General features: G+C 36.6%; 12 protein-coding genes. 6 read left to right on the plus strand and 6 right to left on the minus strand.

Going from position 1 to position 14,750, the window contains the following annotated elements:
* Positions 1–11: 11 nt before the first annotated feature.
* From KRODI_RS09055 to KRODI_RS15110, 5 genes are all read left to right on the plus strand, one after another.
* Positions 12–1,295 carry a polysaccharide deacetylase family protein gene (locus KRODI_RS09055; protein ID WP_013751300.1) on the plus strand — a complete coding sequence of 428 codons (1,284 nt, stop codon included), beginning with the start codon at positions 12–14 and terminating at the stop codon, positions 1,293–1,295.
* The gene (locus KRODI_RS09060; protein ID WP_013751301.1) at positions 1,288–1,971 is read left to right on the plus strand and encodes a YjjG family noncanonical pyrimidine nucleotidase; all 684 of its coding nucleotides are present in this window, start codon (positions 1,288–1,290) and stop codon (positions 1,969–1,971) included. Before KRODI_RS09055 ends, KRODI_RS09060 begins: the two co-directional genes overlap by 8 nt.
* Before the next feature lie 95 nt (positions 1,972–2,066).
* Positions 2,067–2,588 carry a hypothetical protein gene (locus KRODI_RS09065; RefSeq protein WP_148235995.1) on the plus strand — a complete coding sequence of 174 codons (522 nt, stop codon included), beginning with the start codon at positions 2,067–2,069 and terminating at the stop codon, positions 2,586–2,588.
* A 1-nt stretch (position 2,589) separates the two neighbouring features.
* Complete coding sequence (locus KRODI_RS09070; RefSeq protein ID WP_013751303.1) at positions 2,590–3,996, plus strand: DUF5723 family protein; 1,407 nt, start codon at positions 2,590–2,592, stop codon at positions 3,994–3,996.
* Positions 3,997–4,003: 7 nt separating this feature from the next.
* On the plus strand, positions 4,004–4,834 hold the full coding sequence (locus KRODI_RS15110; protein WP_013751304.1) for a hypothetical protein: 831 nt from the start codon (positions 4,004–4,006) through the stop codon (positions 4,832–4,834).
* A gap of 7 nt (positions 4,835–4,841) precedes the next feature.
* Here the strand turns inward: KRODI_RS15110 and KRODI_RS09080 are convergent, their stop codons facing one another.
* A complete protein-coding gene (locus KRODI_RS09080; RefSeq protein ID WP_013751305.1) occupies positions 4,842–6,119 on the minus strand; it encodes a replication-associated recombination protein A in 1,278 nt (425 codons plus the stop codon).
* Positions 6,120–6,218: 99 nt separating this feature from the next.
* Between KRODI_RS09080 and KRODI_RS09085 the strand changes: the two genes are divergently transcribed.
* The gene (locus KRODI_RS09085) at positions 6,219–6,974 is read left to right on the plus strand and encodes a rhomboid family intramembrane serine protease (RefSeq protein WP_013751306.1); all 756 of its coding nucleotides are present in this window, start codon (positions 6,219–6,221) and stop codon (positions 6,972–6,974) included.
* Here the strand turns inward: KRODI_RS09085 and rlmB are convergent.
* The 5 genes from rlmB to KRODI_RS09110 form a co-directional block, all read right to left on the minus strand.
* The gene (gene rlmB, locus KRODI_RS09090; RefSeq protein ID WP_013751307.1) at positions 6,969–7,703 is read right to left on the minus strand and encodes a 23S rRNA (guanosine(2251)-2'-O)-methyltransferase RlmB; all 735 of its coding nucleotides are present in this window, start codon (positions 7,701–7,703) and stop codon (positions 6,969–6,971) included. The genes KRODI_RS09085 and rlmB overlap by 6 nt on opposite strands.
* Positions 7,704–7,818: 115 nt before the next feature.
* Complete coding sequence (locus tag KRODI_RS09095) at positions 7,819–8,685, minus strand: hypothetical protein (RefSeq protein WP_013751308.1); 867 nt, start codon at positions 8,683–8,685, stop codon at positions 7,819–7,821.
* 9 nt (positions 8,686–8,694) lie between these two features.
* Positions 8,695–9,588 (minus strand): hypothetical protein, encoded by an 894-nt coding sequence (locus KRODI_RS09100; RefSeq protein ID WP_013751309.1) that lies wholly within the window; start codon positions 9,586–9,588, stop codon positions 8,695–8,697.
* A gap of 17 nt (positions 9,589–9,605) precedes the next feature.
* A complete protein-coding gene (locus tag KRODI_RS09105; protein WP_013751310.1) occupies positions 9,606–11,363 on the minus strand; it encodes a SusD/RagB family nutrient-binding outer membrane lipoprotein in 1,758 nt (585 codons plus the stop codon).
* A 10-nt stretch (positions 11,364–11,373) separates the two neighbouring features.
* Positions 11,374–14,553, minus strand: a complete 3,180-nt coding sequence (locus KRODI_RS09110; RefSeq protein ID WP_013751311.1) for a SusC/RagA family TonB-linked outer membrane protein — start codon at positions 14,551–14,553, stop codon at positions 11,374–11,376.
* Between the last annotated feature and the right edge of the window lie 197 nt (positions 14,554–14,750).

The following is a 14,750-nucleotide window of genomic DNA, read 5'->3' on the forward strand; positions in this document are numbered from 1 at the left end:
CTGCCCGCCTCATGTTACTCGTTTATACGCATAAAATTACACCTCGTGTTTCATATACATTCAAGCATATATGTACACGTATTCTTGGGGTGCCAGTGCAGTTCACTAGTAAGCTAGAAGCTTTTATTGCTCACGAGGGACCTAAACTTTCATATACCAACAAAAAATTAGGTAACGAACTTCACATAAGAAGTACAGACTTGCTTTTTGATCAAGGAGTGCTCTCTATGGATGTAAGTGTGCAAGACTGGGATGGTGTTCCGTGCTTTTTCCAAATAAGAGAAGCAACGACAGAGATTCCTTATGATATTTTTGCCGCAACATTTTACTTGTTAAGTAGGTATGAAGAGTATTTACCACACGTAAAAGATGAGTTGGGACGCTTTCCTGCATCAGAGAGTCTCGGTGGTATACATGGGTTTTTGCAGCAACCAGTTATTGATGTTTGGATACATCGCTTTGCTGCAGTACTTGTTAATAAATTTCCATTAATCGAGATAAAAAACAATGCATATAGCACCCATATGATGATTACCGTGCCGCAAGCTTTTAAATATAGAAAGCTAGGTGTGTTGCGCATGCTGGGAGGTTATATGCGAGATATAAGTAAATTACGCTTGCGCGAAATTTTAAAACGTACGCAAGTTCTCGTAGGTGCTCGTAAAGATCCTTATGACACCTTTGGGTGGCTTACAAATGTGCAGAAAAATGAGAAGTGTCTCTTTCAGGTATTTTTTCAAGTAGGAGATTATGGTAAGGACGGGAAGAATATAAAGCATTCAAAACGTAGTTTTCAAAGCACCATAAAAATGGTGGGAGATTATTGTAAAGTAGGTTTGCTGGTTTCACCGCAAGCAGCACGTGATAAGGTTTCTTTAGGTTTAGAACGTAAGCGTCTTGAAGAAATAGAGCACAGACCGTTGCGCAGTATACATATCTCAAATTTTAAATTGAATTTGCCACACGTATATCGAGATGCGTTAGATCAAGAGATTCAACAAGATTTTACCATGGGATATGATGGGATTATAGGCTTTAGAGCAGGTACATCGCAATCATTTTTATACTATGATCTCGATTATGAAATCCAGACGCCACTAGTGATAAATCCCGTGTGCATGCAGTCTGATGCAATTATAAATTATAAAAACCATACTATTGATTTTGTACTTCTCAAGGAGTTACAAGATCGCCTTAAAAGCATAGGAGGCGTGTTTAGAATTTCATTTTCTAACGCTTCCTTTGATGATATTTACAGTAAAAAACTCTTTAGACACTTACTAGCAAATGGCTAACATTACAGATATATTTTTTGACCTAGATCACACATTATGGGACTTTGACCGTAATAGTGGTTTGGCTTTCGCCAAAATTTTTGAACTCAACAATCTGTCTATTAATTACGACGAGTTCTTAGAAGTTTATAGCCCTATAAATTTCCAGCAATGGAAATGGTATCGAGAAGAGCGCATTACAAAAGCACAACTGCGCTACGGAAGGTTTAAAAAGACCTTTGATAAAATGGGTATTTCTGTAACAGATGATATTATTGATAGACTCTCTGACGATTACATCAACCACTTACCAGAGAATAACTTTCTATTTGATGGTACCATAGAACTACTAGATTATCTAGCGCCTAACTATAAGATGCACATTATTACAAATGGTTTTCAAGAGGTGCAAACTACCAAAATGGAAAAGTCTGGACTAGCACCTTATTTTAAAACCATGACCACTAGTGAGTCTGCCAATGTGAAAAAGCCAAATCCTAAAATTTTTCATGTAGCTATGGAAAAGGCAGGCGCAACAGCTGGTAGTAGCATTATGATAGGCGATACTTATGAAGCAGATGTTGTAGGTGCTATTAATGTAGGTATGGATGCAATTTGTTTTAATTACCACAAACTAGTGTTACCGCAAGGAATAAAAGAAGTCAATAGTATCATTCAGCTTAGAGATCATTTATAGCAATAATAAATGCGTAACTATCGTTTTAATCATTCATGGCATAATACGTATCATATATGGGTTATTATAGACGGTTAAATTTTTTTATTGTAGTAGTGTTTCAGCTATTAGTAATTACTTCTTGTGTAAGTGATATAGACCTAGACCGTATTGATGAGGTTATTCTTACTCCAAAAATAGATGCAGACCTTGTTTTCTTTACCCTCAACGCTTCAGATTTTGAAACTGCAAATACAAATACTGCTCAGTTAGTTGTGAGAGATACAACTAGACTCGAGTTTCTTGATGATAATGTGGTTCAAGAAAATTTAAAAGAAATAGAGCTCACATATCGTTCTGATAATACATTTAATAGTGCTCTTGTAAATAGATCTTTATTTTTAGACAATACTGGAGCCATTCAATATGAAGTGAGCTTTCCTATAACCGCATCACAAAATGGGGAGGTAGCTACTACAAGGTATCAAGTGATTCTTTCTGAAAACGATATAGAAGCTATTAGAAATTCCATACAGCTAGTAAATGAAGTGACATTATTTACTAATGGAGTTGTAAATGAGGGAATTTTAACCTTGCAGAGTAAAGCAACTTATTCATTAGAACTTTCAGATCTTTAGTATGCGCATACTAGCAATTATAATCTTTCTAGTATCATTTAATACGTTGTCTGCACAAAACAGACAACTTTTGTATAATGTTCAAGAGTTGCCTCAATCACTACTAAGTAATCCTGCAAGCGTCATTAATTTTGATAAACATATAGGTATACCAATTTTATCAGGCTTTTCTGTTGAGGTAGGATCTTCTGGAGTAAGCGCTTACGACCTCTTTAGGTCAGATCGTGATATTAATACCTCTGTCGATATTGCAATCGCCGAGCTTGATAATAAGGATTATTTTAGCTTAAATCAGCAGCTAGAGATTTTATCTTTTGGTTGGAGATCAAGAAAGTCTGAGATTTATTACTCTGGAGGTTTGTATCATGAGACAGATGCACTCATCTATTTCCCTAAAGACATCGCAGTGCTAGCCTATAGAGGTAATGCAGACTACATTGATAAGGCATTTGACTTTTCTGATCTTTCATTTACAACAGAGTCACTCTCTGTATATCACTTTGGATTACAGAAACAAGTAAATGACTCTTGGCAATTAGGTATAAGAGCTAAAGTTTACATGAGCGTAGCAAATGTAAATAGCATAGATAACACTGGAACCTTTGTCACTAGAAGTACGCCGGAAGGTCCTAATTTTTATAGTCATCAACTTCGTAACGCAAAATTAGGAGTTAATACATCTGGAATTGCATCATTATTTGATGATCAGGAGTCTACTGATGTTGGTGAAATTGCTAGTAATGCTTTCCTAAGTGATAACATTGGAATGGGATTAGATATAGGGTTTACACATTTTCTCAATGATCAATGGACAGTTACAGGAAGTTTTATAGATATTGGTTTTGTGAAACATAAAGAAGATGTGAGAAATTTTAGTGCGATAGGAAATTACGAGACAAGTGGTATTGAGCTTGAATTTCCAGGTTCTATACAAGGAGTCGAGACAACTTCATATTGGCAAGAGCTAGAAGATGAGTTTGAGGATGCAGTTACCCTTGAAGATAGCTTGTCTAATCCTTATACAAGTTGGCGTCCCTTAAAAATAAATGGCTCTGTACAATATTCCTTTGGAGAGGATAGGGGAGAGGCTTGTAATTGTACATCACAATTAAAAAGAATTTACAACAATAGAGTAGGTGCTCATTTATATAGTGCAAAAAGGCCTAGAGGTTTTCAAACAGCCTTAACGGGTTACTATGAAAAACAGTGGGGCAATAAGTTGCTATCGCGAGTTACATATACTTATGACAAACGTTCTAGTAAAAACATAGGACTTTTAATGAGTGCAAAAATTGATAAATTTAATCTCTATCTTGCTGCAGATAATTTATTAGAATATACAAATCTAGCAAAAGCAAAAGGCGCGAGTTTGCAGCTTGGAATGCAGCTAGTCTTCAACAACAAATAATCCCAAAATGAAATTATTACTTAGCTTATTATTTACTGTATTTGTAGGGTCTTCTTTAATATCCCAATCTGTAAACGATTACAAGTACGTTATTGTGCCTGAGAAATTTGATTTTTTAAATGAAAAAGATCAATATCAAATGAATAGCTTAACTACATTTCTTTTCAATAAGTACGGTTTTAAGGCTTATGTCGCAAAAAGTGATGACCTTCCTTTAGATTATACGCGTAATGGTTGTAATGTACTCTATGCTGATGTTACTGAATCTTCAGGAATGCTTAGAACCAAATTGCAAGTAAAATTATTAGATTGTAATGATGCCGTAGTCTTTATTTCAGAAGAAGGTTCTAGCAAGCTTAAAGAGTATAAGAAAAGTTATCATGAGGCTTTAAGAAGGGCTTTTGAATCTATTGAAGAGCTTAATTATGCGTATCAAGAAAATATCACTGTGGTAGTTGACGAAAAACCTACTGTGACAGAAAAAGTTGAGAGACCTACAGTAAATAAAACTCCTAAGGTAGATAACATATTTAAGTCTACTACTTCTAGTCAAGAGCAAGAAGGTAATAAGTCACTTGTCGAAATAGCTGTGTTCGCGGTACAATCTTATGTAAGTACAGATGGCGCTTATGAGGCACTTACGGCTGGTTCTTCTATTCAGTTTTTTGAAAATTCTCAAAAAATAGGTGAGGTGATCAATGTAAATGTAGGCGCTCCTTTTAAAGTGAATACAACGCAATTTAGTGGTAAAGGATATTTAAAGGAAGGACGACTTATTGTAGAACGTATTATAAAAGGTATTGCAGATCCTATTGAAATGATCTTTATAAAGAAGTAGGATAATTTTAATATCCATATTTAGAGCCCCATTTTTCTTTTAAGCTTTCGCGTAAAGATTTTTCGCGGGCATTATTAGTAGGTTCATAAAATCTGGTGCCACTTATTTCGGGTGGCATAAATTCTTGCTTTACAAAACTGCCTGGGAAGTCATGTGAATACTTGTAATCATCACCATACCCTATTTCTTTCATTAACTTCGTTGGAGCATTCCGTAACGGAAGTGGTACAGAGAGATCTCCTGTTTGTTTTACTAGCTGCTGCGCTTTTCCAATTGCAAGGTATGAGGCATTACTTTTTGGTGAGGTGGCAAGATAAGTCACACATTGGCTTAGTATAATACGTGCTTCTGGATATCCGATTGTAGTTACTGCTTGAAAACAATTATTAGCAATTACCAATGCCGTAGGGTTTGCATTCCCAATATCTTCAGAAGCTGCAATAATAAGACGGCGAGCAATAAATTTAACATCTTCTCCACCTTCTATCATACGGGCAAGCCAATAAACTGCCGCATTAGGATCACTACCGCGTATTGATTTTATAAAAGCAGAAATTATGTCGTAATGCTGCTCTCCAGTCTTGTCATAACGTACAATATTCTGTTGCACTTTAGATCGGACCATATCATTAGTAACAATTACCTCCTTTTGAGGCTCTGTAGTTACTATAAGTTCAAATATATTGAGCAATTTACGAGCATCTCCACCACTTAAGAATAGTAGTGCTTCCGTTTCTTTAAGTGTGATATCTTTCTTCTTGAGAATGCTATCTTCTGTAATCGCTCTGTTAAGTAGTAATTCTAAATCTTTCTTGTCAAAAGGTTTTAGGATATATACTTGACAACGGGATAGCAGTGCGGGAATAACCTCAAAACTTGGATTTTCTGTAGTAGCGCCTATTAATGTGACCCAACCACGCTCTACTGCGCCTAGTAGTGAGTCTTGTTGAGATTTTGAAAATCTATGAATCTCGTCTATAAAAAGGATAGGGTTTTTTTGTGTAAAAAGCCCTCCGCTTTGCTTTGCTTTATCAATGACGTCACGTATATCTTTAACTCCGCTGTTTATAGCGCTCAAGGTGTAGAAAGGTCTGTTGGACTCTTCGGAGATAATAGTTGCAAGAGTCGTTTTTCCTATACCTGGAGGTCCCCACAAAATAAGCGACGGTATTATACCCGCCTTTAACGCCTGTTGTAGTGATCCGTTAGGGCCTACAAGGTGTTGCTGGCTGAGGTAATCTTCTAATTTTTTTGGGCGTAACCTTTCTGCAAGTGGAGTATTCATAGTACAAAAATAGCTATTTTGTTAAGGTCTTAAGTGACAATATTACATCTACTTCGACTATGGGCGTTAATTTGTAGTTAAAGAGATAAGCACATTCTTATGAATAAAGAAGCAGATTATTTTAAGTTTTATAATGGGGTAGTAGTATTCCCATTATTCTTTGTGCTCTTAATGTGGGGAGTATTCTGGGTAGAGATAAAGTTTGGTTTAGACTTTACTAGGTGGGGAGTGAGACCACGTACGGCAACGGGAATAAAAGGTGTGATTTTCTCACCATTTATTCATTCTGGAATCAAACATTTATGGCACAATACCGTACCATTACTCGTGCTTAGTGCCGCCTTGTTCTATTTTTATAGGAAAATATCTTGGCGTGTTCTTTTACTTCTTGTCATATTGAGCGGCACAGGTACTTGGCTAATAGGTCGGGACTCATACCATATCGGAATGAGCGGGCTTATTTATGCCTTGGTTTCTTTTCTTTTCTTTAAAGGCATTCTAGCAAAGCACTTTCGACTTATTGCACTTTCCTTAATAGTTGTCTTTCTATACGGTAGCCTCATATGGGGTACATTACCCACTAGTGAGACTATATCTTGGGAAGGACATTTATCTGGATTTATAGCTGGAGGATTGATTGCGTTATGCTTTCGCGAAAGCGTACCAAAACCACTCACATACAATTGGGAAAAACCCGATTATGTTTCAGATGAAGATCCATTCATGCAGCAGTTTGATGAAAATGGAAATTTTTTCGAGTTACCTCCAGAAATTGACCATGATGAGGAAACGGAAACTATTACGATTCGTTATGAGTATAAAGATCATAAAGCACCTGAGAAAGGTGATTTATGAGCGTTGTCTTACTATTTCATAAAGGAAAGCACCACAAGCTACCGAAACATTTAATGAAGCAATAGAGCCCTTAAGAGGGAGTTTTGCTTGTTTATCTACAATCTTAAGAACTCCAGGAGACACACCACTGTCTTCACGACCCATTACTATAGCGGTAGGGGATGTAAAGTCTGTTTCAAATAAAGTAGTCTCTGTTTTTTCGGTTGCGGCCACTACTTGGACACCAGATCCTTGTAGGTAATAAATAGCATCTTTGATGTGATCTACCTTTGCAATAGGAATATTAAAGGCAGCACCTGCCGAAGTTTTTATAGCCACACCATTTACTGGCGCACCACCTTTTTTAGGAATAATAATACCATGTACACCTGTGCACTCTGCAGTACGTATGATGGCACCAAAATTTCTCACATCAGATAATTGATCCAATAATATAAATAGGGGAGCAGCTTCAGTTTCTACAACAGCGTTTACAAGTTCTTCAAAATCATAAAATGAGATTGCACTTACTACGGCAATGGCTCCTTGGTGGTTTTGTTGCGTAAGTTTGTTAAGTTTCTCAATAGGCACATGAGAAGTCTGTACACCTTTTTTTTTGATGAGCGTATTGAGTTCACTCAATAAAGGATTATGAAGTCCTTTTTGAAGGAATACTTTATCTATTTCTTTACCAGCTTGTATAGCTTCAATTATGGCACGAGTACCAAAGATTTGTAGGTCTTTTTGCATAGCGCAAAGATAGTTAAAAGGTGAGCTATTATAGAATAATTAAATGTGTGCTAATGATAATAAAAAAGGGAGACCGTAATGGGTCTCCCTTAATTGCATAAACTACGACTTTAAACTATAGAGCCGTAAAGTTTGTGTATGAAATTGTTCCACTTACTTCGTCTGTTACTTTCTCAAATGATCCTAGTGGAATAAAAGAGCCTTGAGGGCTTCCAGCAGGAAGTGTTCCTTCAAAAACATTAAGAGAACCATCAGGTAATGTGGAGAGCACTTGATAATCAATGGCTTCATCAGCTGGTGCAGTAAATATTACAGTATAAAAAACATACACGCCATCTTCTCTACCGTTAGTTTGGAATAAATCACTTTCAAAACGAGAACCTGTTTCAGAATCTTCAAATATAGCAGTGAATGCTTCATCTATAACATAGAAATCAAGATCTGCATTTTGTGGATTTGACCAGTCAAAAATGCTATTCAGTCCTCCTGCAATTCCTAAAGTATCTGAAAAAATTCCAATATCAGTGGAGTTTGGAGACACAACATATGTTGTACCCTCAACTAACTCATCTAAAAGGATTGCAGTTGCTGATAGCGTCCCCGCATTTTCAGCTACCAAGCCTTCAGGAATAAAACCATCGTCAGATGGCATAGTTAAAGATCCCGTTCCTGTAGTAGTGCCAGCAGGAACAAGTGCCGTTCCAGTACTTACATCGCCATTATCAAATGTTACTTTTACCGTAACAGTGGCATCAGAGCTAAATGAATTTCCAATTGTTACAGCAAATGGTGTTAGGTTGCCTTCTCCAACATTTGGCTGGAGAGCGGTTACCGTAGCATCTACTGATACAATATTTTTTGTAAGAGGATCACCTTCTCCAGCAGAAACAGGCTCATCATCTTCACAACTTACTACTCCAAATGCAAGCACTGCAGCGAAAGCAAATTTTCCGAAATGTTTAATATAATTAAGTTTCATCATTTTTATTTTTTAGTTTTTCTGAGCTTCAAACGCACGGTTTCCAAATGTGAAAAGTGCACCAGTTCCTGTTTGAGGAACGATAGTACGTGCAGTAAATAGAATAGTACCAGTACAAGAAAAGTAGAATCCAGAATCTGCCTGAATTTCGGTATCCTCAAACCCTCCACAACAGTATTCTAATGTAGAAAAAGCACGTTGTTGAGCAATACTTCCAATTCCTGTTGCTGGGTTCACTACTATCGTAATTTCAAATGGATCATCGCCAGCATTAAGTGGAGAAGAATCATAAGGATTGATTAAAACCACTGTGTTAGGATCAGGACCAGCTACCACTTCAAATTGATTTCCAGCACATGCACCAAAACCACAATTTGTAAAAGTGTAAGTTCCTAACGCTTCTTCTGTATTGAAAGGACAAGAAATGAATGATGTAAATTGATATGACTGTAACTGTCCTGGTTCTGCTTGTAAATCAGGATTGATTAAAGAAAAATCTGTTACACTTCCATCTGTGGAAGTACTCTTTGCTTGAAAATCAAAACGATCACCAGCTCCAAAATCTGCAACTTCAAGCCCTAAAGCTCCAGATAAATCTTCTAAATCAATTGAAAAGTTAGCTGGGAACGTATCAGTAGTATATACTGTCACATAATCTGACAATACTCCTCCTGTAGAACGAGCAACTTGTAATTCATAAGATGCTACATTAGGAACAGGTGCTTTTAGTACACCAGTAATTGCAGTGTTATCTAGGTCAGTAACATCTAGAATAAGATTGTCAAATTCTATCGTTACGAAGGATCCATCAACCGTAGCGGGTAATGGGTATTTTTCATTATCCTCACAGCTGAAAATACCAACTGCAACAAAGGCAATGAGAAATGATTTAATAATATTTTTCATTTTTTATAGTTTTGAAATTAGTTAATAAATCCGGCTGGATTTTTGTCCCAAAATACTTGACGTGAAATATCAGCCTGTTGCGCATTAGGATTATTGTTTATACTCGTATCTGGATAAAATGCACTTCTATAAAAATCTCCTGGATTTGGATTTAAAGATGGTTGCATGTTATTAGGGAATCCAGTACGGCGGTAAGCGTTATAAACTTCAAGACCATTTCCAAATGATGCAATGTGTTGTTCTTTCATTATCACATTTAATTTATCATCATTTCCAGGTGCAGCATTATATGCGTCATTTACAAAGTTCACATAATTATCAATTTGCGCTTGTGTAGCTAAGAATTCTTCTAAAAGAACTTCCTCGTTTGCAGCAGTGTCCGAATCATCAGCAATTACAACTGTAGTAGGATTTAAAGATCCAAAAGAGGTTACTTTATCCATTGAAAATCTGATCGCGTCCTCGAGGCTTGCTTGAGCATCTCCTATACCTAATTCTAAAGCAATTTCAGCTTTTATAAATGCAACGTGAGTACTCAAAAGAATTGGTTCAATTCCTGCTCCTAATAATCCGTCTGTACCTTCATTTTGAATTCCAGCAGCGTCGCCTACGTCAAAAGCTCCACCGGCAGGGTAAAGTCCCCAAACTGTTCTTTTTGTATTATCAGGTGGAATACCACTTGCGTCCCCATGATCACGCCCCCAATATCCTCTTGCAGGTACAGCAGTACAAAATGGTACTGATACATCTATATCTTCATAAATAGAAGTTACACTAGAATAGTGTCCTGGAGCTGCTTGCACAGAACATCCTAAGGTGAAGATATCTTCATTTTGGGCATTAGTGTCTTGACGGTAGAAGTAATAAAATAATCTTGGATCATCAAAACCTTTTTCCTGAGTCATTTCCCACATTAGGTAATTAGCTAAATACCCAGAGGCATCGTTTTCATAGTTGCCATTATAACCAGGGTGACGAGTATTTGGGTTTAGTCTATTTGCTCCATAGTTAAATTGAAGATCTTCAGAAGCATCATCAATCAAATTATTAGCATTTAGAAGTTCAGTGATTCTTCCTGTAACGTCAATTCCTAAATCACTTGCACCTGCTTTTGCATTGTTAAGCGCACGAAGTTCTAAGGAGTTTGCTGCGGTAATCCATTTCGCTCTAGAAGTAGAAGAATTTGCAAGGCCGTAGTAGAAATCTTCTAATGGTTCAATTCCTGTACCACTTGCTAATAGAACTCTTCCCTGATTTAATTCTTCAAAGGCAGCTAAATAAACTGATACCTGATCAGTAAAGCTTGGACTTTGATTTTCAGCTCCAAGTAGAGCTTCTTCTAATGGAACGTCCCCAAAAAAGTCAACTAAAGTAAAAAGTACTTGTGCTTTTAAAATCTTAGAAACTCCTAGTTGGTATGAGAAGTTAGTCTCAGCTTCTGGGAAGTTTTCAAGTGTTTTAATGTCCTGAAGTAATCCGGCATAAGCATTAGACCAGATTCCATTAAAGGTTCCTGGAGAATAAGCTCCTGCATACACACTAGATCCAGTCATTGAGAATTGTCTAGTTACAGATGAGGCAAATGATCCATATCCTCCAGTAGCAGAGGCAAAACCTCTAAAATTCAATTGAATATTATTGAAGAGGAATTGTGGGTCAAGTTGGTCTTGTCCTACTTGAGTAGGACTCTCTAGTAAGTCTAACTCTGTGGTTTCACATGAGCTAGTAGCAAATATCATTGATAGTGCTAATATAGAATATATTATTTTTTTCATTTTCTTTTTATTAGAATGTTGCATTAAGACTAAAACCAAATCTCTTAGAAGTAGGTCCAGTTAAGTAATCAAATCCTTGACCATTTCCAACACCTGTACTTGATACATCAGGATCAAAATTAAGACCGTCAGGAAAGTTTATTGCTTTAAACCATAAGTTTTGCCCAATAAAGTTAACTCTCAAGCTTCCAAGTGGAGTGCGTTCTAGTAATTTTTCTGGAAATGAGTATCCTAGTGATACTTCTCTTAAACGTATAGAGGTCGCATCATAAATGGCTTGTTCATCAATGAAGAATCCAGAATTCACAAATCCTACGTCTGTAGCGGCGATTTGGATATTATTCGGAGCACCATCCTGTGTTACACCAGGTAGAATGTACGTTTGAGTTCTGTCAAAATTTGTATCTTCTGTTAATCCACGAGCTAATAGAGCCGCAGCAGTTGTAGAATACATATCTCCACCATGTTGATATTCAAGTTGTGCCTGTAATGAAAAGCCCTTGTAAGAGAATTCATTAATGACTGTAGATCTCCAATCTGCATTAGGATCTCCAATAACTGAAAGATTATTATCAACTAGATAGTTACCATCACTTCCTACTACTAAATTGTTGTTGGCATCTCTCGTAATTGAGCTACCTACAATTACACCAAAAGCTTGACCTGAAATAGCAGCGTTACCTAAATTAGTAAACCCAGCAAATACAGTAATACTTCCATCTTCACCTCCGTTATCTTCAACAATGTTTTCGTTTACAGACCATTGTCCATTGATATCCCAGTTGAAATCTCCTTCTTCTTCTCCGCGAATTGCTTTAATGCCAAACCCTACTTCGATACCCTTGTTTGTAATTTCCCCAATATTATCTGAGGTAACGGTATAACCTGTAGCAGGATCAAGAAGTCTGTTTTGTATAATTAGATCATTAGATACTTTGTCATAAACTGATACATCTAGTGATAATCTGTTTTTAAACAAGCGAGCCTCAATTCCTGCCTCAATTTCTTGGATAAGTTCAGGTTTTAAGTCTGGATTTCCTAACACGTTAGATACAGTTAGAACGTTTACTGCACCACCGTCTTGATTTTGGAATACATTTGTACCACTTCCAAGTCCTATAGTCGTCGCATATGGATTAGGGAATCCTGCAGAGGAACCATAACCAACTCTTAATTTTAGGTAATTTAATACATCATTACCTTTTAGTGACTCAAATGCTGACGTAGGTATTAATGATAAACTAGCAGATGGATAGAAAATGGCTCTATTTTCTTGAGGTAGCGAAGAGAACCAGTCATTTCTTCCTTGTAAGTTTAAATATGCGTAGTTGTCATATCCAAGTGTTACATTCCCGTAAAGTCCAATAATGTTTTGCTCTGCAAATCCTGTAAAACCATTTGATTCTTCAAAATTATTGTGAGTCAATAACCCGTACACAAACTGTTGATTACTAGATACTCCTTGAAGATTTGTAACTTCTCTTCTTGGGTTAAGACCAATGTTACCATCAATATTTAACTTGTCTGAAATTGCCTTGTCAAAGTTTAAGCTTAACGTATGATCCCAAGTTTCATTAATCCTGCTAGAAGTTGTTAAAACTCCACCTTGAATCTGTACACCTCCTTTATTAGCACCATATTGTTGTTCTTGTGAGTAGGTATCATATGCTACACGGTAGCTTACATTGAACCAATCACTGATATCGTATGAGGCAGTTATGTTAGTAAAGAAACGATTTACACGTTCATCATTTTGAATGTTGTTTAACGTCCAAAATGGATTGTCAATATCATTTCCAGCTCTATAGTAAACACTTGAATTATCTACTGGATTCTGGAAAGGAAGTCCTATTAAATCAACACTTCTTGGTGTGTAAAGTACGTTTGCAAAAAGTGAGGCAGTTCCTGCAGCAGGGTTACTTCCTGTCGCAACAGCTGTAGGAGGTGTTGTTCTATCAGTTCTAGTAAAGTTGAACGAACTTGAAATATTTAAGCCATTTGCTAGCTTGGTAGAACCACCAGCACTGAAGTTAATACGTTGGTATGTACTTGTTTTAACAAAACCTTCCTCGTCAGTACGTCCAAAACTTACATTGTAAGATCCCTTGTCTGAAGAAGAGTTTACACCTATAGAAGTTGTAGTTACACCACCAGTAGTAAAGAATTGTTCAACACTATCATAAGGACGATAAGCATAGTCAGCTCCCTGAAATTCAGGAAAAACATCTGCTAAAGCAGCTCTGTCATATGGGTGAGGTACATTACCGTTTTCATCTACTCCATTAGTACCTCTAGAGTCAAAGTTAGGACCCCAGTTACTAAAGGCCTGAGAGTAACTTTGATAAAATCCATTACCATATGTGTCTTGATAATCTGGAAGGTTTGCAATCTCCGTCACAAAATATGATTGATCAACAGAAACTTCAAACTTCTTTTGTAGAGATCCTGATGTAGATCCAGATTTAGTCGTGATAAGAACTACTCCATTACGTCCAGCCTGACCGTATAGCGTCGTTGCACTTAATCCTTTAAGAACTGAGATTTCGGCAATGTTATTAGGATCAATATCCAAAAAACGTGATGATGCAGAGTTCCCACCTGAATTAAATCCTTGGTCAGAATTAGTAGCCGTGTTAAATGGTATACCATCAACAACAAAAAGTGGCTGATTACTTCCATTAATAGAAGAGTAACCACGTATAATAATATTGGTACCAGACCCTGCTAGTCCAGATGTCTGTTGAATATTAACCCCAGGAGCTTTTCCTTGAAGTACACGAGCGACATCTGTTGATGGTCTAGATCCAATTGCTTCAGATTGAATCGTAGTTACTGCATAACCTACAGCTTTCTTTTCTCTTTTAATACCTTGGGCAGTCACAATAACTTCCTCCAGTGCATTATCTGAAGCGAGCCCTACATTGATGGTAGTTTGATTACCCACAGTAACTTCTTTTGTAGTGTATCCTACGAAGCTGAAAATAAGAACATCAGTAGGACTTGCTTGAATTGAGTAATTACCGTCAAAATCGGTTTGAGTTCCAGTAGCTGTTCCCTTTACGATGACATTTGCACCAGGCAAAGGACCATTTTCTTCGGTAACAGTTCCGGAAACTGTTGTCTGTGCAAGGGAAACTTGCACTACAAACGCTAGCAATAGCGTTAAAATTCCACTAAACTTTGTTTTCATTTTTATAAATTATTTGAATTAGCCATCGCTAAAATAACATTTTATATATAAAAATTAATATTTCTTTAACGGAATGTAGGTTTTAATTAATATTAGAGCGTTGTTTTTAAGACGCATAATAAGATAAATGATATTTAATAAATTGAAAATCAATTGATTGTGAGTAAATCATAAATAGTTAATGAAATTGTAAATTT

It is taken from the genome of Dokdonia sp. 4H-3-7-5, assembly GCF_000212355.1.
Classification (GTDB): Bacteria; Bacteroidota; Bacteroidia; order Flavobacteriales; family Flavobacteriaceae; genus Dokdonia.

Bases quoted from the DNA above. Each gene is read 5' to 3' on its own strand.
- KRODI_RS09055 (WP_013751300.1), top strand. From the start codon at position 12: ATGTTACTCGTTTATACGCATAAAATTACACCTCGTGTTTCATATACA.
- KRODI_RS09060 (WP_013751301.1), top strand. From the start codon at position 1,288: ATGGCTAACATTACAGATATATTTTTTGACCTAGATCACACATTATGG.
- KRODI_RS09070 (WP_013751303.1), top strand. From the start codon at position 2,590: ATGCGCATACTAGCAATTATAATCTTTCTAGTATCATTTAATACGTTG.
- KRODI_RS15110 (WP_013751304.1), top strand. From the start codon at position 4,004: ATGAAATTATTACTTAGCTTATTATTTACTGTATTTGTAGGGTCTTCT.
- KRODI_RS09080 (WP_013751305.1), bottom strand. From the start codon at position 6,119: ATGAATACTCCACTTGCAGAAAGGTTACGCCCAAAAAAATTAGAAGAT.
- KRODI_RS09085 (WP_013751306.1), top strand. From the start codon at position 6,219: ATGAATAAAGAAGCAGATTATTTTAAGTTTTATAATGGGGTAGTAGTA.
- rlmB (WP_013751307.1), bottom strand. From the start codon at position 7,703: ATGCAAAAAGACCTACAAATCTTTGGTACTCGTGCCATAATTGAAGCT.
- KRODI_RS09095 (WP_013751308.1), bottom strand. From the start codon at position 8,685: ATGATGAAACTTAATTATATTAAACATTTCGGAAAATTTGCTTTCGCT.
- KRODI_RS09100 (WP_013751309.1), bottom strand. From the start codon at position 9,588: ATGAAAAATATTATTAAATCATTTCTCATTGCCTTTGTTGCAGTTGGT.
- KRODI_RS09105 (WP_013751310.1), bottom strand. From the start codon at position 11,363: ATGAAAAAAATAATATATTCTATATTAGCACTATCAATGATATTTGCT.
- KRODI_RS09110 (WP_013751311.1), bottom strand. From the start codon at position 14,553: ATGAAAACAAAGTTTAGTGGAATTTTAACGCTATTGCTAGCGTTTGTA.